Raw genomic sequence first — 17,645 nt, forward strand, 5'->3', positions numbered from 1 at the left:
AAGAAGTCCACTTTGCCGAGTGGGCTTTTTTATTGCGCATTTTTAAATTCAAAACCAAGTTGCTCCCTTAGATATCTTTCCAAGTTCTCTCTGAGAATGATTTCGCCGCCATCAATTACATAATCATCAACTGGTGTTACTTCATCACCGTAAAAATCTATTTGCACATCCGTTTCAGTTAGCTTATCGTGCCAGTTGTTTATGACCATTGGGTTTTCGACCATTCATATTCTCCTCTCTGAATTTGTCTGCACGTCTATCCCATAACAGATGGAATTCACTATTGTTACGAATCATCGCACACCATTTACGAACTTCCAGAGCAGTTGCCGGTTTATGAACAAAATGAACCATTATCCTATACACCTGCTCACTACAGTTAAGTTGATACCTTGCTGTTGCATTTTTAATGCCGTTTCATAAAGACGTCCTTTGTTTGCAAGTCGGCTAATATCCTCAGTAAGAACCTTGATACTTCCAGCAAGACTAATAGCTTCTTCATAATCACCATCACGTAATGCCTCTGACAGCATGATTGATAGCTTTTCTGCTGATTCAATTTTTCTTTTTGCGATAGGAACATCTGACTTCAAGAAATGATTAGTATTCATATTGAAACCGCCTGCCTTCCTTCTTGTTTCGCCATAGCCACTTGATCAACTAGTGCTTTCCGCGTCCACCTGTCGGCTAGCTCCTGCATTTTCAATCCGTGAGTACGAACAAGCGAGTAAATTAATGTTTTGTTAGCCGCAATCAAATCAAAAATCTGTTTAATATCAGCCATAGGCAGTTCTTCAGTTTTACCTGGTCTATTATCCGTAAGCCAACGGGCTAAATGTTTGGTGGATTGCAGTGCTTCTTCCAATTGGTGAACCATATTAATCACCGCATTACTTGCACATTCATTAAGTGCCGGATCAATAGGAGCAGCGGCTGTGGGATGAAGTTTAAATAAGTAATGGACAAGATCAATATGTTCATAGGCATCGCACTTCTCAAACCACTTGATACATAACTCTGGAGTGAGCTTGGCAAGTCCATTTTCAACATCAGAAACATACCTTTGATCCTTACCTCCGATTAATTTGCCGATTTGGTATTGGGAAAGACCTGCAGCCTTACGGGCACTACGCATAATCTGCGGTAAATTCCGCATGTTGTATGGGTTGTTCTCCATATGTTTGCCTCCTGATATATTGAGTTTTTAGTTTTAAAATTAAAGTTAAAAGACCATGCTGTTTATAAATGCCTTAGGCTGATTCCTTTTTATTTTGTTGCGCAAGCTTCTCTTGATGTTCATTCATTCGCTGAACAAGTATGCCACTGAGGTATTTGTAAGCTTTGGCCTCTGCCTGTTCAAACAGCGGTCCTTTTTTCAAGATGACTTTCATAATTAAGCCCCCTTATCTGTACTTGTCTTATATTTAAGACACGTTTCGTGTCCACTTTGAGTAAAAAAAATTTCATCTACAGTTGTTCCATAATAGTCTGCAATCTTTTTGGCCAGACTTAAGGAGGGAGTTCTATCCCCTCTTTCAATTGCCCCTAGCATCTGTGGAGTTATGTTTAAGTCATTAGCAACAACTGTTCTTGACGTGTTTCCACGTAAGGAAAACAAAACTTCCCTTTCCACTTATAACACCCCCTTAGAAACGTTTTGTTTCCTTTTACGATTTATAATATACAGGACACAAAACGTGTCCGTCAAGTGTTTTTAGAAACTTTTTGTTTCTAAATGTAGAAACGCTTAGTTTCCAAGTTATAATTAATAACAAGGAGTGAGTGTATATGTTAGGTAAAAGGATAGCAGCTTTAAGAAAAGAAAAAGGTCTAAGCCAATATGAACTCGCAGACAGATTAGGCTTTTCAAGAGGAAAACTTGCTAATTATGAACAAGGCACTCGCGAACCTGATTACGAAACATTAATCAAAATAGCCGACTTTTTTGATGTATCTACAGACTACCTTTTAAGAGGAAAAGATAAATCATCCAATATAATCACTGACGATGCAAAAAAAGTGTTAAACGATCCTGAAACGTTCCTTGCAGCAAAAGACGGTGAGGTAACAGATGAGATCTTACAGGCTGCTTTGGAGATTATAACGGAGCAATTAAAGGAAAGACGGAAATCAGATAAATAAACGCAGTTAGTTTATTATTATTTATTTCTGTTTATTATGTTTAATTCTGTTTACTAATAAGATTTAGATTCTCATTTATATCTCAATCATATCCTCATTTATAAAGTGATTTTTGAATCCCTTACAAACCCTTACGTGGCAAGGGTTTTTGTTGTTTTTCTCATTTATATTTTCATTTATGTTTCTTTTACATTTTCATATATAAAAATGAAGTGGCCTGATTACATAAGGAGCGTTTATTGTGAAGAGAACCATTGAGTTTTTTTTAAGTTTGACAGGGAGCCTATTGGGTGTTGTAGCATCAATTTTAGCTTTAGTTATCGCCTATCTTGATTTATTTTTTCATTTAATTAGATACTTTGAAATGACAAGCGACCTTCTTGTTGAGGCATGGGTATCTTTGATCCTTTCATGTATTGGGTTTACAGCTTCAATTGTTGTCTTATTTAAGCCAAAGTTGAGCAGTGTTCTACTATTTGTCTCAGGGGGAGGACTTATATGTATTGATTGGTTCTACTTAATACCAGCTATACTTATGATCATCCCCGCAATCATGGTATTTGTAAGGAAAGGAAAAATGAAGACTGAAAGAATTTAGAGAAGAGTATTATGATAGACTCTTCTTTTTTCATTAGTTTAATTTCTTCTTTGTACACAAGAAACCTCCCGCTAAGGAGGCGGGTTTATGCATTCATTTTAATGAGTTATAAATACTTTCCGTATATTTTGTGATGCCTTTATCATAATCTGGATACTTATATCTAAGACTTTCTGATACAACTTTTGAATATTTCCTAAATAATTCATAGCAAGTAAATAACGACTTCCACATTTCTTGATACTCATTCATAGAATATGTAGACATTAGCTCTTCCCATTCTTTATTTGAAAGGTAACGTTTAATAAATTTATAGTTCTTCCCAATACTAAATGTATACCCTTGCTGGGATGCAATATGCCAAGCCATCATTCTCAATAAATTAGGACGTACAATCTCATTTAAATGGTCAATTGCAAAAAGTATTTCTTTTCTTGCTAATCCTTTTACTACGTAAGTCGAAACCATCCAGAACTCATTACAGCAATCATCAAATTCCCTTGCAGAAGGCTTTTTAATCCAATATTGACGGTCATTTGGGATTACATTATTTTTAATTAAATTATCCTTATCAAGCAGGACCTCAACCAAACCATCGTTCTTAGCAAAATAATCTTCTACTTCACTGATTGGAATAAGGGTTAGATCTAATTTGTTACCATCCTCAAAAAGAATGATGTATGAAAACCAGTTACCTAATTCGGGAGGAAAAAGCTCCATATCTTCGGGTTTTTGCATCATAATCCGAGTACCAAATAATTCAAGCCACCGATCATTTTCTTTAAAAGATTCCATATCAGTTACAAAATAAGAAATGTCATAGTCTTGGAAGTTGTCAGGGAGAATATTTCTGTTTGTACGTGATCCTTCCAAAGTAACCAATCGGATTCTTTCATCATTCAAAGCAAAGTCTAAAAAAATGTCCATCATTACCTGTTCACTTCGCATTGCATGTATTCCTCCGTTTCGCACCTTTTCTTTTTGGAGCCTATATACCTCTAACTCTAAAACTGAATATTGCTCTAATTATGAAACAAACACTTTTCATTATCAATTATTGTCATTAAATACTTAGCAGCTCCTCAATAAACACCACCCCTATCTTAGATGCATTTTCCTATGAAAAAAGTCTTAGTTTTCCCTATAATATTTAACGAATCCAATTTTTAGATTGTCGTCTTTAAGGAGGTTTTTCATCTTGAGGTATACAAACAGTCATTTAGAGGATTGGATTGAAAACTTATACAGGAAGATTGATATTACAGAACCTGAACAAATTAATTTTGAACGTATTGCCGAGTCATTAGATATCAGGCTTTCATTTAAACCTGTTACAAGCTTCGCACTTAAACACAGCGGAATTTATAACATATGCTTGGACAGCCGAAAAAGTCGAATTGAACAATGGTATGATTTCGCTCATGAATTTTGCCATATATATAGACATGAAGGCGATAAAAAAACAATGCCGACCACTTGGACCGATTATTTAGAGTGGCAGTCCAATTATTTTACATATCACTTTTGCATTCCAACTTTCATGTTGCGTAATATTAATCTTTCGTACATACACTCACATGCAATTGAAAATGTAGCTTGGTTATTTAAGGTATCCCCTTCATTCGCTAAGAAACGTTTGAGCATTTATTACAGGAAACTGACCCAACAGTTATTTAGTCAAACTGTTACGGAAAATTTATGCACCCCCCTTTTGTAATTAATAATGAAATCCTCATGCATTTGCGCGCATTGAAAAAAACAAAAAAAGACGTCTCCCTTCATGATCCAATCGGGCAGGATAAGGAAGGGAATGAAATAAGCCTGATCGATGTACTAAAATCAGAAAATGAAGACGTGATTGATACGATTCAGCTCAATATGGAGCTTGAAAAAGTGAAGCAATACATTGACATTTTAGATGACCGTGAAAAGGAAGTGATTGTCGGGCGGTTTGGGCTTGATTTGAAGAAGGAAAAAACACAGCGTGAGATTGCCAAAGAACTCGGTATCTCGCGCAGCTATGTATCACGGATTGAAAAGCGGGCGCTGATGAAGATGTTTCATGAGTTTTACCGGGCGGAGAAGGAGAAGCGGAAGAAAGCTAAGGGGAAATGATGTAGAACAGGCCGGATCTCACATTCCGGCTTTCTCTATTACTTTTTAAAAGAAATAGAGAAAAAATATAAAAGAGTTATGAACATCATTTTTTAATCGCTAATAAACTCTCCAAGAAAGGCACATGACTTGTCTTATAATAAGCCCTTTACTTGCATCCTCCCTCAAGCGATTCAAAGCTGGACGTTCTAAAAGCTCTCCAGAAAACCCTTCATCGGCATACTTCAGCACACCCTAGCACCTGCTTTCTTTATACAGGCCTCGATTTGGCTGTCGACGCTCGATCCCTTGATCGCTTGTTCCTCGGTCGATACCCTTACATATATTGCTATCACCCTGGATCTCCTTCCTATAAAGTTTTATTAAATAATGATAGCCATCGTTAATGCATTTGTCAGCTTGAGGTCCCTCGATGATTATTACCTTCATAAAATGCATCACCCCTTGGGTAATGCTATGTAAAGGCGGTTTGTCCTAATGAGGAGATTTTCAATGAGTATGAAAACATTATAAAAAAACCGATGGTTTCAAACTATCGGTTTTTATCTGACTTTCCTAAGTCTCCAATAAAGAGTTTTTTATAACCAAGCATAACATACCACTTGTGCCATGTCTACTAACATAATATTTTAAATCGACTCAATTCTTTTAAAGTAATCACAGGACGGTTCACATGTTTAGCTACTTCATGACTTACAGTACCAAACAACATTTCCCAAAAGTGTTATATTCCCTAATGTCTACTTTGAACATATCAAATTGATTTTCATTTAAGAACCAATTCTGGTTCTCCGTATTTCATACCATGCGGAATTTTAGATTGCTCAAACTTATGTAGAGTATCAAAACTCATCATCCGTAGCCTCTGTATCTGCTCTTTAATTTGTGATGGTGAAGTTTTTCTTGTAATTAACCACAACAAAAATTAAAGAGTATCTATAAGCAGAAAGTTACTTGCATTAATCGAATCACCCAACTACCTACTGGGAATCCAATTAATATAAATTTTTTAGTTGCCAGCAAGTTTTACATTTATTCTTTATCAATAGAATAATTTATAAGGTCTTCATATGTATCTATATAAATATTTCCGCCAGGTGAAAATACTGCATAAAAAATTTCATCCGCCGATAGACCTCGCTTTTTCAACTCGGATTGCAACCATGCCCGAGTGAGTTGATTTTCTTTTAAGTTTTCCTCTTTCATTTTCCCATCCATGATTAACTCAATTGGGAGCTTCCCTTCTTGTGCAGTGGCAACCCATAAATCCTTTTTTGTCACATTTTGAAATTGAGGTTTTTTTAATACTGTTAATGTCCCGTTTGTTTCAATGATCGCATATAGCACTTCTTCAATTTTGAATACATCTTTTTCTCTTAATTGTTGATTTAAATAGTCAATTGTATATCGCATCTTGCGCATGTTGTGTTCAAGAATTTTCCCATTTTCAATCACAACAGTTGGATCTCCAGCAAAGAATTTCCGAGCTTTTTGATTCCAAAGGGATAGGTAGGCAGTTGCTAAGATAACAAATACAAATATAGAGAAAGCAAGTACCATGTGATGAATTTTAAGTGAAGTATTAAAAGCCAGGTTTGCAGTAATTGCTCCTAATGTAATTGAAGCAATAAAATCAAAGATATTCATTTGTGAAATTGTTTGTTTTCCCAATAATCTTGACCCTACCAATAAAATGCTAAAGGCAAGAATCGATCGAAGGATTACTTCAACATGTTCACTCATAGATCTCACCAACTTATTGTATTTTCTAAAAACATCATAGACAAAAGAGATCTTATATATACTAGAACGATTCTTAATCAATATATACATGCACTCATTGTTGTATCAGACATATGCTACATTAGTAAATTCCGCAAATAGGACGGTGAAATTGTGTACCCTTATTTTATTTATAACCCTTATATAAGCGATACATTTCGTATGTCTACTGACAGGATACTAATTAATGACATCCACAAGGCAATTAACGGAGAGTATAGCGCCATTCTCTGTTATAAGCAAATAGCCACACAAGCCCCCAAAGAAGAAATAAGAAAACAAATACTTGAAATTAGACAAGATGAACAACGGCATTTTGAAGAATTCAGCACGATTTACACTAATCTTACAGGCAGAAAATCAATTCCAAAAATTACGGAAGAATGCCCTAAAAGTTTTAGAACAAGCCTAGAGTCTGCTTTTAAAGATGAGCAGGAGACAGTGGATTTTTATTTAGATTTAGCAGATCGAATACAAGATAAGTCAATTAAAAAGATTTTTCAGCGTGCTGCCGCTGATGAACAAAATCATGCAGTATGGTTTCTATTTTTTTTAAACCCTCGGTCTACACAACAAACCCGTCAAGTTAATTATGGGGCAAAGGGGGCTTTAAATGCCGGTAGACTCACCTTACCACAAATGCTTACCTTTGCCATTCAGGATGAGTACTTAGCTCAAGCAAGGTACAATGCAATTCTAAGAAACTTCGGGGATATCCGAACCTTTGTACAAATTAAAGAAGCAGAATTACGTCATATCAATGCATTACTTTCTCTTTTTGAACGATACCAAGTACAGATACCTAAAGACACCTCACAATTATATGTCACTACACCAGTAACCCTTAAGGATGCATATGCTGCTGGAGTCCAAGGAGAAATTGATAACATCTCCATGTATAACAAGTTTCTAACTTTTGATCTTCCATCAGATGCAAGAACAGTTTTTACTTCATTACTCAACGCATCATTAAATCATTTAGAGGCTTTCCGAAGAGGTCTTGAGAGATTAGACTAAAACTTCTAAAATCAACATTACAAAAAGAAAAGTTCAATTTGTAGGGGTAGAAACAAAGCTTTTTACCAAATTTAAGATTGTCATAATCTCAAAGGTCTATCTTTTTGTATTTCCACATAATCCTTAGGGGAACTGGCACTACCAAGAGAATACCGATAATGCCTTCGAAACCTTATTACATTTATTGAACGTGACCAAGTGTCATAACATAAATAGGAGACCAACGATTGATGAACTTGTTGACCTTTCATACAGCTGACTCATATTAAAGGATCTCTAACCAAATTTTAATGGCTGTCGCTGATATTAATAGCGCCAAAATCCATTGCAGGAATTTTGTATTTGCTTTTTGTCCAACTATTGCACCTATAGGAGATGCAATTAAACTAGCAATAATAAGAACAAGAGCCGGTATAAAAAGAACCTGGTCCGTGATTACTTTTCCAACTGTTGCGCCAATAGATGAAAGAAATGTAATCGCAAGAGATGAAGCGACTGTGATTCTAACAGGAATATTTAAAATCGATAACATAATGGGGACCAGGATAAAGGCGCCGCCAGCTCCTAAAATACCTGATACGCCACCAATGATAAACGCTAGGGACGAAGCCAACCATTTATTAAATATCACTTCTTTGTCTTCGCTATGTTCTTGTCCTTTTTTAGGTATAAACATTAAAATAACTGCTAAAATAGCCAGAATTCCGTATATAAAGTTAATTCCTTTTTCAGACATGTAATGAGAAAAGTAACTCCCCAATACACTCCCTGCAAGGATGCTGCTTCCCATGTAAATCATTAATGCTTTATTTAGAAGACCACTCTTACGATAAGCCCAAACACCGCCGAGTGTCGCAAAGAAAACTTGAATAGCCCCTATCCCTGAAACTTCATGGGCAGTTAATGACATCACTCCCACTAAAGAAGGAATGTACAATAGCATTGGATAATTAATAACTGCTCCGCCAATACCAATCATTCCGGAAATAAAGGCACCAATAAACCCTATAATGAAAAGAGTTGTGATAAAGGCAATATCCACTTTGGTTTCCTCCTTTCAAAGGAAAAGGGTATCTTTTTAGTTCGATACCCTTTCACATTATTAGCCTTTTTTAATCCAGAATTTCAATACATCACCTTCATCAGTTTGCTCTAAAAGGTCATGCCCGCCTGATTTAGACCAAGCTGCAAGATCACTTTTAGCTCCCTTATCTGTTGCATGCACTTCTAATATTTGACCTGATTGCAGTTCATTCATCGCTTTTTTTGTCCTGACGATTGGCATTGGGCATGCCAGGCCTTTTGCGTCTAATACTTTATCTGATTTCATGTTCATCTCTCCTCTTTTTAATAGAAACTTTGTGTTACCGTATTGCACAGCGGTTTGGACCAATCTCCATTTCACGCTGTTTTTCTTCATCTGGGTTGATTTTCCCCATGTTTGTTTCTCGAATCTCTTGGTATGCATTTGGTTGCGGAGGCAAATGATCTGTTACTAGGTGTCTAAATTCTGTTTCATCCGCAATGTTCAAACCATGGTTCTCGCTAAATAATGTACTTAGTTTTTTACCAACACTTCCATTCTCATTTAGCTCGTCAATGATCATAAAGTGTGCCGGTAATACAATTAAATCCTTTGATAACGCTTTGTAACGGCTATAAAGTGTTTTTCTTAAATCTCCTACCCAATCTTCTGCCATACCGGCTAAGTCTGGTCTGCCAATTGAATCAATAAACAAAATATCACCTGAAAGAAGATACAGATCATCGACAATGAAAGAAGTGGAGCCAATCGTGTGCCCCGGAGAATAAATCGGTTGAATTTTAATCTTTGTATTTCCAATAATCATGTCATTTCCTTCTTCCAACGGCTGATAATCGAATACCACTTCTTCAGCATCTTTAGGCGGTAACCAGTAGGTTGCTTTTGTTTTTTCAGCAATGACTCTGCCGCCTGAAATATGGTCCGCGTGAAGATGTGTATCAAATACGTGAGTAATCTCCGCACCCTTCTCTTTCGCAAAGTCTATAAAAATATCCGCCATACGTGTCGCATCAATAATCGCTGCTTCACCATTGGAAATGACCATGTATGACAGGCAGCCTTTCCCGATTCGAACAAACTGATACATCTCGCCGCCATCCTTTAAATCCCCGACTTTTACCGGCTCTAAATGTTCGCTCCATGCTTTCATCCCACCCTTAAGGTAGGATACAGAAAGACCTGCTTCAGAAAGCATTTCGGATACCATGACAGATGAACCTTCTTTAGCACAAACGACCAGCACTTCTTTATCAGAAGGAATTTTCTCCAAGATATCTTCTACGCCATCTAAAAGATCGAAATATGGTACATTTAAATGGTCAAAATAATGCCCTTCAATCTTCCAATCGCTAAAATCATTTTCATTACGTACATCCAGAATAAATAAAGGTTCTTTGTTAAAGATTTTTTGTGTGACTTCTTTTGCGGTAAGTGCTTGCAAGGTCATGTTTAATTTCCTCCCATATCAAAATCTTATTAAGTAGACTAAAATGTTAAAGATACATCTGCATCTTTAGCAAAATCTAAGAAGGTAACAGCCCCGCCTACTTCAATTCCTTCTACAAAATCTTCTTTTGTTAAATCCATAACGTCCATCGTCATTTGACAACCAATAAATCTAACACCCATCTCTTGTGCCATTTCAATCAGTTCAGGAATAGACGGCACGTTTGCTTTCTTAAATCCTTCCGCAAAGTGTTCTTTTCCTTGCGGCATTTCTAATTCTTGATGTACTTGCTTATGAATCAGATTTAATCCTTCGAATGTAAAGAAGATAGATACTTCTTGATCACTTGTTGCTGCCGCAGTCGCAATATTAAATACTTTATAAGCATCAAATAGACCACCATTTGCCGCAATAATTGCTACTCTAGTACTCATTTGTTATCATCCTTTTCTTATTTATTCTGTTTTACCTGTCCAATCCCGCATACCGGGAACAACATTAATAACCTTTTTAAAACCTTGTTTTTTCATAGTGTGGGCCGCCATTTCACTTCTTCTTCCCGAATGGCAGATAATATAAATTTCATCATTTTTGTTTAATTCGTTAGAGCGCTTTTCCACTTCACCAAGAGGGATATGCACAACTCCAGGGATATGAGCTTTTTCATACTCCTCTATCTCTCGTACATCTAAAATGTTAAGAGACTCGTCACTATCCACTTTCTGTTTGAAAGCTTCTAATGAAATCTCAGGAATTGAAGATGCATTTTCTGCTGAATGCTTTCCTCCTTTTCGAAGAAAATGACGAAGTATTTTCCCCTCTGCTTCAGTACCTAGATATTCATGGCCTGTACTTTTTGCCCATGCTTCCAGATCTGCTGTAGAACCTTTATCTGTTGCTTGAATTTCCAATACTTCACCAGCTTTTAAATCCTTCATTCTCTTCTTCGTTTTTACGATAGGCATTGGACACGCCAAACCTTTAGCGTCTAGTACAATATTTGCTTTCATCATTTTTTCCTCCTTTTCTCATATAGGGGTGGGGGTATATAAATATACAAAAAGCAGCAGTTAATACCATGTATTCATACCCCCTTTTATATTTGTGATGTTTTTAAATCCTTGTTTCTTCAATATTTTACTTGCCTTTAAACTTCTCATTCCGCTTTGACAGATAACAAAAACTTCTTTGTCTTTCGAAAGCTGATTAGTTAAACGAGGCAAGTTAGTCAAGGGAATATTTTTGAACCCTTTAATATGCCTTGTACGAAACTCATAAGGTGTTCGCACATCTATAAACTGTATGTCTTTATTTTTCAGCTCTGACTTTAAATCAGCAGTTGTTATTTGTTTAACACCTTGCAATGGTAAAAAACGTCGAAATACAATCCAAAGTAAAAATAAAATGAGTAAAGTATTGATAATTACGCCGCTATCCATAGTGTTATATAACCTCCCTTCATTTATTCAATTTACAATCAATTTGCAATGGATAACATTAGATAAATAAGTTGACATTGCCTTCTTCAGCATCTGCCAAATAGGCTGCTACACCAGCATAGTCGATTTCATCTAATAGTTCTTTTTCCTGCAAACCAAGCAGATCCATTGTCATCGTACAAGCTACGAGCTTTACACCCTGTTCTTGAGCCATCTCAATCAACTGAGGCAATGTAAGTGCATTATGCTTTTTCATCACATTTTTAATCATTTTAGGACCCATACCTGCAAAGTTCATTTTAGATAAACCCAACTTATCAGCACCACGAGGCATCATCTTTCCAAACATGTTTTCAAGAAATCCTTTTTTCACTGGAATCATCTCTTCTTTACGTAAAGCGTTTAATCCCCAAAACGTATGGAAGATGGTCACTTCATGGTCATAGGCAGCAGCTCCATTTGCAATAATATAGGCTGCCATCGCTTTATCATAGTCTCCGCTAAATAAGACAATCGTTGTGCGTTTTGTTTGTTCTGGCATGTTTCTCCTCCTAAACTAAATTACCCCCATGGGTATTTCAAATTCTAAAAATTTTTGAATGAAAGATATACAATTACGCAATCCGTTAAAACTATATACCCGTATGGGTATATTATTACACAAATAAAAATTCGTCAACCTTAAAGATTATAGGTTGATGAATTTTTTATCGACTCTTTACTAATAAGTCTACTGCCTCTTTTACTAAGTTTGCTGTGTCTTCTCCCTGTTCTATGCTTTCACGAACACAATGTTCAAGATTTGTACTAACTATAACACCTAATGCTCGGTCGATAGCATTGCGTGATGCTGCCAATTGAGTCACAACTTCTCTACAGTCTTTTCCTTGTTCCATCATAGTCAATACACCTTTAATTTGTCCTTCAATCCGTCGTAAGCGGTTTTTAATCTTTTGATCATACTCCATATATCAATGAAATCCTTTCTTTCATTTATTTTTACATTTACATGCTGCCAGTTCATAACTGTTTACATGGATACCTTTGCGCTTTAGAAAACGCACTCCTAAATTTAATTCTACCCGATCACGAGCTATTATGTGTATTTTATCACGAGGAATCTCTAAATAAAAACGTTTTAGATACGCATATGGGATGTTTAAAATAATATCATCCGAAAAATTGGGTACATCGTTATAATGGCGAATATCTAATATTGTCATGTCCATAGCCTCTAATTTATCTTTATGAATACAAGAGATTCCGACTATAGGATAATAACGTCTATACGTGGCAATGGTAATAACAAAAATAATCAGGAAAGCAATAACTAAATAATTGATACCTACACCACCTTATTAACTCTATGTTATTCACAAAATAACTATATACCCCCGCAGGTATATAGTCAAGTGTGAAAGTTAATTTCTTTGAACTGTTAGATTAATTTTAATCTCTAAAGTTTGAAAAAGTGCTTACATTTCGCTAATGCCAATTCGACTAATAGTAACTCGAATAAAGAAACAAGCTGATTTTAATTTAAATCGACTTGTTTAATCAGTTACTTTTAAAATGTTCATCTGCTCAGCAACTATTTTTAATACGCTGCACAGCATGCAATCCTCCGCTGCTTGGATATTAAATTGAGTTTCATTTGTATAAGAACAATTTGTAGGTACTGGTTCCCTATGTTTCATGCCGGATGTGACTCGACTTACTCAGAATTCTGCAGAATATTATGCTAATCTTTCCGCAGCGGCTGCATCTGCTTTGGTTTTATGAACTGTACCAAATGGATGGTTTGGAGGAGCATAAATTGAGTATAGTTTTAACGGCGTATTACCTGTATTAATCACATTGTGCCAAGTGCCAGCAGGTATAACAATGGCAGAATCATCATAGACATTTCTTTGAAAATTTAAATTATCTTTGCTCTTCCCCATTTTAACGATCCCTCGACCCTGCTCAATCCGTAAGAACTGATCGACGTTTGAATGCATTTCCAAACCAATATCTTCTCCAATACCAATACTCATCAAAGTTACTTGAAAATGTTTTCCTGTCCATAAGGCAGTACGGAACGTTTTGTTTTGTTTTGTGGCTCTATTGATATTTACAACAAATGGCTTTGGTCCATAATCCTTTAAGAGACGGTTTCTATCTTCATAAGAAGAGCGCAAATCGGCACATCTGTGTACGTGCTCCATCTCATTTGGAATAGTCCAATAAACAGATCTTCCATCGTTATACATCGGTACGGTCACATAATAATAACATTGAGGCGAAAAAGGTATATAGTACATATTTTGATCCCCACAATTATAAATTTTTGTGATAGTATCCTATGCATTTATTAAGGGAGTGTTACTAAATCAAGAAAATTTATATTTAACACAAAAATAGACGTTCTTAATTAAAGTAAAATGTATTATTTAAAAAGACCTCTTTGTATGTCCCTTTCCGAATTCTCATATCACTTATATTCATAACCCCTGATTTATTTGCACTAGATGCTTCTATAATATCTACTTCTAAGTAACGTTTTGTTCGATCACCATTTGATTCGGATGAATAATTTATCACCGACTCTATAATCGTTTCTGGAAGTTAAAATTCACTAACCAGATAGCAATCGTTCATGCATTTGTCAGCTTGCGGTCCCTCGATGATTATCACTTTCATAAAATGCATCACCCCTTGGGTAATGCTATGTAATAACTGTTTGTCCTAATGAAATCATTTTCAATGAGTGTGAAAAAAGCATTTAAAAACCGATAGTTAAAACGATCGGTTTTTCGACATCGACTAGGCCCTCAACATAGTAAATTCATATCATTAGTTATGAAAGCTTATTTTCACTACACTCCTTATATTTATTTGCCATCATTTCTATACGTTTATATGAAATATGGTTAAAAAATGGTGAGCTAAAACGATAAAGATACCAACCTGTTCATTTAGTATCCTCATTCTTCAAGTACCTCAATAAATGTAAACCACTGAATATTTTTATGACATTGCATGTGTCAATGATGCCAATTCATGAACTCATAAAGGAGATTTAATAAAACTCCCAAAACAAAAGGGATATCAATACAGTTTGGTATCTTCTTTATTAGTTTGAGTCCCTCAATAAAGTGGATGCTTATCATAATTACAAAAAACTTTTATTTGAAGCACTGAAGTCATTCATTATATGGTTGTAAAGATAACACTCTAGCCCCCTTCTTACTTCATCAACGCTTGTTATATTTAACTTCTTAATTAAGGGACATATTCTGTTTTTAGATTCGTTATGTCTTTTTCTGTTACGTAAAGAATGGAGATAAACCAATAGAATTAAGTGAGCTTTAAATGCTTCAAAAAGCTCTGATAACAAATCTCTTTATAATATTCATGTGAATTTATATCTTCACTCATTAGCCATTGAATGAGCAATCCATCTGCAATAGATCGCATTGTTTTTGAAGCATTTTCAACATCTATACTTTGGTCAAATACGCCTGTTTCCTGTCCAAAAATAATAATGTTAGATGTGATGCCCCAGCACTGTTGATAAAAGCTATGGTTAATTTTCCTGTACGTTTCATTTCGGGTTGCCTGAGACAAGAAATCTAAATAAACCTTATAAAACTTTTCATTTTCCTCGGGAGAGACAAATATTGAATTTACATAAGCTTTCAACTTATCCAGTGGCGTAGATTCCGAATCCACTGCTTCCAATTCATGTTTATAAATTTTATTTGTAAGCCACTCAAGTAGTTGAGAAAGGGTATCTTCCTTATTATCAAAGTAATAATGCACGACGCCCTTACTAACTCCTGCGTGATCTGCAATACTTTGTAGTGTAACTGAATTATAACCTTGTGTTGACACAGCTTGGAAAGCTGCCCTTAATATTTGATTCTTTCTTTCTTCTGCTTTTTTCTTCATAATAAACCTCCAGAAAGCTAAACCTTCAATTAGTATACAACAGTTCATGAAATCCACACAAAATTATTCTGACCAGACAAAATAGTTTGACCGGTCAGAATAATTCGGTATACTAAAAGTGGTTTCACATCAAGATAGCATATTGGAGGATTTATAAAATGAAAGACGAATTCAAGGCTCTAGTTGTAAACAAAGTTGATGATGAATTTTCAATTAAAGTAAAGAATGTTTCTCCAGCGTTTTTACCAGAAAGTGATGTCCACATCCAAGTACACTACTCTGGAATTAATTACAAAGATGGACTTGCAGGGATCCCCGATGGGAAAATCGTAAGAAAGTACCCATTTATACCGGGTATAGACTTAGCAGGTATAGTCATTTCTTCTAATGATCCTCGCTTTCACGAGGGGGATAAGGTGATTGCCACAAGTTATGATATAGGTGTTTCTCATTTTGGCGGTTTTAGCGAATATGCAAGCCTCTCAGGAGACTGGATTGTACCTTTACCTGATAATTTGACCCTCAAAGAAGCGATGATAGTAGGAACAGCTGGCTTCACAGCAGCACTATCTATTCAACGTCTAGAAGAAAATAACCTATCTCCTGAAAAAGGAAAAGTTCTGGTAACAGGAGCAACAGGTGGCGTTGGTAGTTTTGCTGTTTCATTCCTTAACTCTCTCGGTTATCAAGTAGAAGCTAGTACAGGTAAAGAGTCAGAATATGATTACTTACGAAATCTTGGAGCTAGTACAATTATTTCACGGGATATGACCTATGGAGGGAATGTTAAAGCCTTAGGATCACAAAAATGGGCGGCAGCTGTTGATCCTGTAGGCGGGGAACCTCTTGCTTCTATTTTAAGTCAAATTAAATATGGAGGTTCCGTTGCTGTTAGTGGATTAACAGCTGGAACAAAACTGCCAACTACTGTTTTTCCATTCATCTTAAGAGGTGTTAATTTACTTGGGATTGATTCTGTATATTGTCCAATGGAAACACGGTTAAAAACATGGCATCGTGTAGCAACAGATTTTAAACCATCTAATTTAGAGGAATTTATTTCACAAGAAATTACTTTAGATCAACTTCCTAACGTTCTTCCTGAAATATTGGAAGGACAAGTAAGAGGGAGAACGATTGTAAATATCGTATGATTATTCATCAGAACTCATCCAGTTGCTAAAGATGAAACAATGTCTTAAAGGGCTAGTAAAGGGATTCTCAACAGGAATTCCTTTACTTATTATACCTTACTTTATGTTAATGCAAAAATATAAGGAGGATCCTCCCCATGCAGCTTACACAGTCTTAATGATATGAAAACGCTTATTCATCGTACATTATAAATGTGGCTCCTAGTCTGGAGTTTCGTTATGGGCAAACAAAGCTCAAATAAATAGGAACCCACCTTGTCACAATAAACTCAATAGACTAATGCTGAGAAGTCTCCATATTTACTTCAACATGCTCATAACCCTGTGAATTGGTTGCCTTGGGGAGAAGAAGCATTTGAAAAAGCGAAACGCGAAAACAAACCTGTTCTCGTATCTATTGGGTATAGCTAGCTCGGGTAGCTATACCCACGTGTCACTGGTGACATCTCTATTGAAGTATCCAAAGGACAACCAAGGATCGCTCTTTGACTTTTCCAAGAAGAAATTAGAGTGAATAAAGGAGTGATTGAGTATGTTAACAAGAGAAGATATCTTTAAACACGTCAAAGAAAAATACGGTACATCGCCTGATTACCCGTGGGAGAAATACCCAAACTATGCTTCTTTGAGACATACATCAAACAAAAAATGGTACGGTCTTCTCATGAATGTTCTCCCAGAAAAATTAGGGTTGGATGGTCATGGCGAAATAGATATTCAGAATCTAAAATTTCCCCCTGAAATAAGTGATAGCTTAAGAAACGGGGAAAATATCTTACCCGGATATCATATGGATAAGGAACATTGGATTTCAATTGTTTTAGAACGGACAGATCCAGAAGGCGAAATCTATAACTTAATCGAGCAGAGCTTTCATTTAACCAAGTGAAGATAAAGAGTGTTCCTGCTAATCAAGCTGCGAAGAGTAGTGGGCACTTTCATTTTAGGATATTGTTCTTCACTCTGTCCATAA

25 protein-coding genes and 4 pseudogenes are annotated in these 17,645 nt (G+C 35.8%); 8 read left to right on the top strand and 21 right to left on the bottom strand.

The window, feature by feature from the left end:
• Positions 1-29 precede the first annotated feature (29 nt).
• From M0696_RS13110 to M0696_RS13135, 6 genes are all read right to left on the bottom strand, one after another.
• A complete protein-coding gene (locus M0696_RS13110; protein ID WP_003229905.1) occupies positions 30-224 on the bottom strand; it encodes a YqaI family protein in 195 nt (64 codons plus the stop codon).
• Entirely contained in the window at positions 184-357 is a 174-nt protein-coding gene (locus M0696_RS13115; protein ID WP_122060486.1) for a hypothetical protein, read from the bottom strand. The genes M0696_RS13110 and M0696_RS13115 overlap by 41 nt, the downstream gene beginning before the upstream one ends.
• Positions 354-611 carry a YqaH family protein gene (locus M0696_RS13120; protein ID WP_248602043.1) on the bottom strand — a complete coding sequence of 86 codons (258 nt, stop codon included), beginning with the start codon at positions 609-611 and terminating at the stop codon, positions 354-356. The genes M0696_RS13115 and M0696_RS13120 overlap by 4 nt, the downstream gene beginning before the upstream one ends.
• Positions 608-1,177, bottom strand: coding sequence for a helix-turn-helix domain-containing protein (locus M0696_RS13125; RefSeq protein ID WP_248602044.1), 570 nt, complete (start codon positions 1,175-1,177; stop codon positions 608-610). The genes M0696_RS13120 and M0696_RS13125 overlap by 4 nt, the downstream gene beginning before the upstream one ends.
• A gap of 73 nt (positions 1,178-1,250) precedes the next feature.
• Positions 1,251-1,391, bottom strand: coding sequence for a hypothetical protein (locus tag M0696_RS13130; RefSeq protein ID WP_208561532.1), 141 nt, complete (start codon positions 1,389-1,391; stop codon positions 1,251-1,253).
• Positions 1,392-1,393: 2 nt separating this feature from the next.
• Positions 1,394-1,633, bottom strand: coding sequence for a helix-turn-helix transcriptional regulator (locus tag M0696_RS13135; RefSeq protein WP_208561531.1), 240 nt, complete (start codon positions 1,631-1,633; stop codon positions 1,394-1,396).
• Positions 1,634-1,788: 155 nt separating this feature from the next.
• Here M0696_RS13135 and M0696_RS13140 point away from each other — a divergent pair, with 155 nt between their 5' ends.
• A complete protein-coding gene (locus M0696_RS13140) occupies positions 1,789-2,142 on the top strand; it encodes a helix-turn-helix domain-containing protein (RefSeq protein ID WP_021480133.1) in 354 nt (117 codons plus the stop codon).
• Positions 2,143-2,383: 241 nt separating this feature from the next.
• Complete coding sequence (locus M0696_RS13145) at positions 2,384-2,740, top strand: hypothetical protein (protein ID WP_248602045.1); 357 nt, start codon at positions 2,384-2,386, stop codon at positions 2,738-2,740.
• A gap of 93 nt (positions 2,741-2,833) precedes the next feature.
• Here M0696_RS13145 and aadK read toward each other — a convergent pair whose 3' ends face one another.
• The gene (gene aadK / locus M0696_RS13150) at positions 2,834-3,688 is read right to left on the bottom strand and encodes an aminoglycoside 6-adenylyltransferase AadK (protein WP_248602046.1); all 855 of its coding nucleotides are present in this window, start codon (positions 3,686-3,688) and stop codon (positions 2,834-2,836) included.
• 250 nt (positions 3,689-3,938) lie between these two features.
• On the opposite strand from aadK, the gene M0696_RS13155 reads away from it, so the two are divergent.
• Positions 3,939-4,457 carry an ImmA/IrrE family metallo-endopeptidase gene (locus tag M0696_RS13155; protein WP_208561529.1) on the top strand — a complete coding sequence of 173 codons (519 nt, stop codon included), beginning with the start codon at positions 3,939-3,941 and terminating at the stop codon, positions 4,455-4,457.
• A pseudogene (locus tag M0696_RS13160) lies at positions 4,457-4,855 on the top strand (sigma-70 family RNA polymerase sigma factor); the annotation flags it as partial. The gene M0696_RS13155 and the pseudogene M0696_RS13160, both read left to right, overlap by 1 nt.
• 120 nt (positions 4,856-4,975) lie before the next feature.
• Here M0696_RS13160 and M0696_RS13165 read toward each other — a convergent pair.
• The 3 genes and pseudogenes from M0696_RS13165 to M0696_RS13175 form a co-directional block, all read right to left on the bottom strand.
• Positions 4,976-5,148 (bottom strand): annotated as a pseudogene (locus M0696_RS13165) (recombinase family protein); the annotation flags it as partial.
• Positions 5,106-5,284: pseudogene (locus M0696_RS13170) on the bottom strand (hypothetical protein). The pseudogenes M0696_RS13165 and M0696_RS13170, both read right to left, overlap by 43 nt.
• 603 nt (positions 5,285-5,887) lie before the next feature.
• A complete protein-coding gene (locus tag M0696_RS13175; RefSeq protein ID WP_084995744.1) occupies positions 5,888-6,598 on the bottom strand; it encodes a DUF421 domain-containing protein in 711 nt (236 codons plus the stop codon).
• 201 nt (positions 6,599-6,799) lie between these two features.
• Between M0696_RS13175 and M0696_RS13180 the strand changes: the two genes are divergently transcribed.
• Positions 6,800-7,654 carry a ferritin family protein gene (locus M0696_RS13180; protein WP_222143414.1) on the top strand — a complete coding sequence of 285 codons (855 nt, stop codon included), beginning with the start codon at positions 6,800-6,802 and terminating at the stop codon, positions 7,652-7,654.
• 265 nt (positions 7,655-7,919) lie between these two features.
• Here M0696_RS13180 and M0696_RS13185 read toward each other — a convergent pair whose 3' ends face one another.
• The 11 genes from M0696_RS13185 to M0696_RS13235 all read right to left on the bottom strand — a co-directional run bounded on the left by M0696_RS13185 (position 7,920) and on the right by M0696_RS13235 (position 15,518).
• Entirely contained in the window at positions 7,920-8,696 is a 777-nt protein-coding gene (locus M0696_RS13185) for a sulfite exporter TauE/SafE family protein (protein WP_222143204.1), read from the bottom strand.
• Between the two features lie 60 nt (positions 8,697-8,756).
• On the bottom strand, positions 8,757-8,984 hold the full coding sequence (locus tag M0696_RS13190) for a sulfurtransferase TusA family protein (protein WP_084995740.1): 228 nt from the start codon (positions 8,982-8,984) through the stop codon (positions 8,757-8,759).
• 34 nt (positions 8,985-9,018) lie between these two features.
• The gene (locus M0696_RS13195) at positions 9,019-10,146 is read right to left on the bottom strand and encodes an MBL fold metallo-hydrolase (RefSeq protein WP_084995738.1); all 1,128 of its coding nucleotides are present in this window, start codon (positions 10,144-10,146) and stop codon (positions 9,019-9,021) included.
• A gap of 38 nt (positions 10,147-10,184) precedes the next feature.
• Positions 10,185-10,580, bottom strand: a complete 396-nt coding sequence (locus M0696_RS13200) for a DsrE/DsrF/DrsH-like family protein (RefSeq protein WP_222143205.1) — start codon at positions 10,578-10,580, stop codon at positions 10,185-10,187.
• A 21-nt stretch (positions 10,581-10,601) separates the two neighbouring features.
• A complete protein-coding gene (locus M0696_RS13205; protein WP_084995734.1) occupies positions 10,602-11,159 on the bottom strand; it encodes a sulfurtransferase TusA family protein in 558 nt (185 codons plus the stop codon).
• Positions 11,160-11,216: 57 nt separating this feature from the next.
• Complete coding sequence (locus M0696_RS13210; RefSeq protein ID WP_084995732.1) at positions 11,217-11,585, bottom strand: rhodanese-like domain-containing protein; 369 nt, start codon at positions 11,583-11,585, stop codon at positions 11,217-11,219.
• 58 nt (positions 11,586-11,643) lie between these two features.
• Entirely contained in the window at positions 11,644-12,126 is a 483-nt protein-coding gene (locus M0696_RS13215) for a DsrE/DsrF/DrsH-like family protein (RefSeq protein WP_084995730.1), read from the bottom strand.
• Between the two features lie 166 nt (positions 12,127-12,292).
• Positions 12,293-12,553, bottom strand: a complete 261-nt coding sequence (locus M0696_RS13220; protein WP_024122213.1) for a metal-sensitive transcriptional regulator — start codon at positions 12,551-12,553, stop codon at positions 12,293-12,295.
• Positions 12,554-12,574: 21 nt separating this feature from the next.
• Positions 12,575-12,898, bottom strand: a complete 324-nt coding sequence (locus M0696_RS13225) for a sulfurtransferase (RefSeq protein WP_084995728.1) — start codon at positions 12,896-12,898, stop codon at positions 12,575-12,577.
• 423 nt (positions 12,899-13,321) lie between these two features.
• Positions 13,322-13,888, bottom strand: coding sequence for a cupin domain-containing protein (locus tag M0696_RS13230; RefSeq protein WP_222143206.1), 567 nt, complete (start codon positions 13,886-13,888; stop codon positions 13,322-13,324).
• A 1,036-nt stretch (positions 13,889-14,924) separates the two neighbouring features.
• A complete protein-coding gene (locus tag M0696_RS13235) occupies positions 14,925-15,518 on the bottom strand; it encodes a TetR/AcrR family transcriptional regulator (protein WP_222143207.1) in 594 nt (197 codons plus the stop codon).
• A gap of 158 nt (positions 15,519-15,676) precedes the next feature.
• On the opposite strand from M0696_RS13235, the gene M0696_RS13240 reads away from it, so the two are divergent.
• The 3 genes and pseudogenes from M0696_RS13240 (at position 15,677) to M0696_RS13250 (ending at position 17,561) form a co-directional block, all read left to right on the top strand.
• The gene (locus M0696_RS13240) at positions 15,677-16,672 is read left to right on the top strand and encodes an NADPH:quinone oxidoreductase family protein (RefSeq protein ID WP_084995722.1); all 996 of its coding nucleotides are present in this window, start codon (positions 15,677-15,679) and stop codon (positions 16,670-16,672) included.
• A gap of 238 nt (positions 16,673-16,910) precedes the next feature.
• Positions 16,911-17,080 (top strand): annotated as a pseudogene (locus tag M0696_RS13245) (DUF255 domain-containing protein); the annotation flags it as partial.
• Positions 17,081-17,204: 124 nt separating this feature from the next.
• Positions 17,205-17,561 (top strand): MmcQ/YjbR family DNA-binding protein, encoded by a 357-nt coding sequence (locus M0696_RS13250; protein WP_222143208.1) that lies wholly within the window; start codon positions 17,205-17,207, stop codon positions 17,559-17,561.
• Positions 17,562-17,645: the final 84 nt, after the last annotated feature.

Origin of the sequence: Bacillus rugosus (genome assembly GCF_023238245.1) — a bacterium.
In the GTDB taxonomy this organism is placed as follows: domain Bacteria; phylum Bacillota; class Bacilli; order Bacillales; family Bacillaceae; genus Bacillus; species Bacillus rugosus.

Bases quoted from the DNA above. Each gene is read 5' to 3' on its own strand.
- M0696_RS13230 (WP_222143206.1), bottom strand. From the start codon at position 13,888: ATGTACTATATACCTTTTTCGCCTCAATGTTATTATTATGTGACCGTA.
- M0696_RS13250 (WP_222143208.1), top strand. From the start codon at position 17,205: ATGTTAACAAGAGAAGATATCTTTAAACACGTCAAAGAAAAATACGGT.
- M0696_RS13130 (WP_208561532.1), bottom strand. From the start codon at position 1,391: ATGAAAGTCATCTTGAAAAAAGGACCGCTGTTTGAACAGGCAGAGGCC.
- M0696_RS13125 (WP_248602044.1), bottom strand. From the start codon at position 1,177: ATGGAGAACAACCCATACAACATGCGGAATTTACCGCAGATTATGCGT.
- M0696_RS13180 (WP_222143414.1), top strand. From the start codon at position 6,800: ATGTCTACTGACAGGATACTAATTAATGACATCCACAAGGCAATTAAC.
- M0696_RS13175 (WP_084995744.1), bottom strand. From the start codon at position 6,598: ATGAGTGAACATGTTGAAGTAATCCTTCGATCGATTCTTGCCTTTAGC.
- M0696_RS13120 (WP_248602043.1), bottom strand. From the start codon at position 611: ATGAATACTAATCATTTCTTGAAGTCAGATGTTCCTATCGCAAAAAGA.
- M0696_RS13190 (WP_084995740.1), bottom strand. From the start codon at position 8,984: ATGAAATCAGATAAAGTATTAGACGCAAAAGGCCTGGCATGCCCAATG.
- aadK (WP_248602046.1), bottom strand. From the start codon at position 3,688: ATGCGAAGTGAACAGGTAATGATGGACATTTTTTTAGACTTTGCTTTG.
- M0696_RS13220 (WP_024122213.1), bottom strand. From the start codon at position 12,553: ATGGAGTATGATCAAAAGATTAAAAACCGCTTACGACGGATTGAAGGA.
- M0696_RS13200 (WP_222143205.1), bottom strand. From the start codon at position 10,580: ATGAGTACTAGAGTAGCAATTATTGCGGCAAATGGTGGTCTATTTGAT.
- M0696_RS13140 (WP_021480133.1), top strand. From the start codon at position 1,789: ATGTTAGGTAAAAGGATAGCAGCTTTAAGAAAAGAAAAAGGTCTAAGC.
- M0696_RS13110 (WP_003229905.1), bottom strand. From the start codon at position 224: ATGGTCGAAAACCCAATGGTCATAAACAACTGGCACGATAAGCTAACT.
- M0696_RS13210 (WP_084995732.1), bottom strand. From the start codon at position 11,585: ATGGATAGCGGCGTAATTATCAATACTTTACTCATTTTATTTTTACTT.
- M0696_RS13215 (WP_084995730.1), bottom strand. From the start codon at position 12,126: ATGCCAGAACAAACAAAACGCACAACGATTGTCTTATTTAGCGGAGAC.
- M0696_RS13195 (WP_084995738.1), bottom strand. From the start codon at position 10,146: ATGACCTTGCAAGCACTTACCGCAAAAGAAGTCACACAAAAAATCTTT.
- M0696_RS13205 (WP_084995734.1), bottom strand. From the start codon at position 11,159: ATGATGAAAGCAAATATTGTACTAGACGCTAAAGGTTTGGCGTGTCCA.
- M0696_RS13235 (WP_222143207.1), bottom strand. From the start codon at position 15,518: ATGAAGAAAAAAGCAGAAGAAAGAAAGAATCAAATATTAAGGGCAGCT.
- M0696_RS13240 (WP_084995722.1), top strand. From the start codon at position 15,677: ATGAAAGACGAATTCAAGGCTCTAGTTGTAAACAAAGTTGATGATGAA.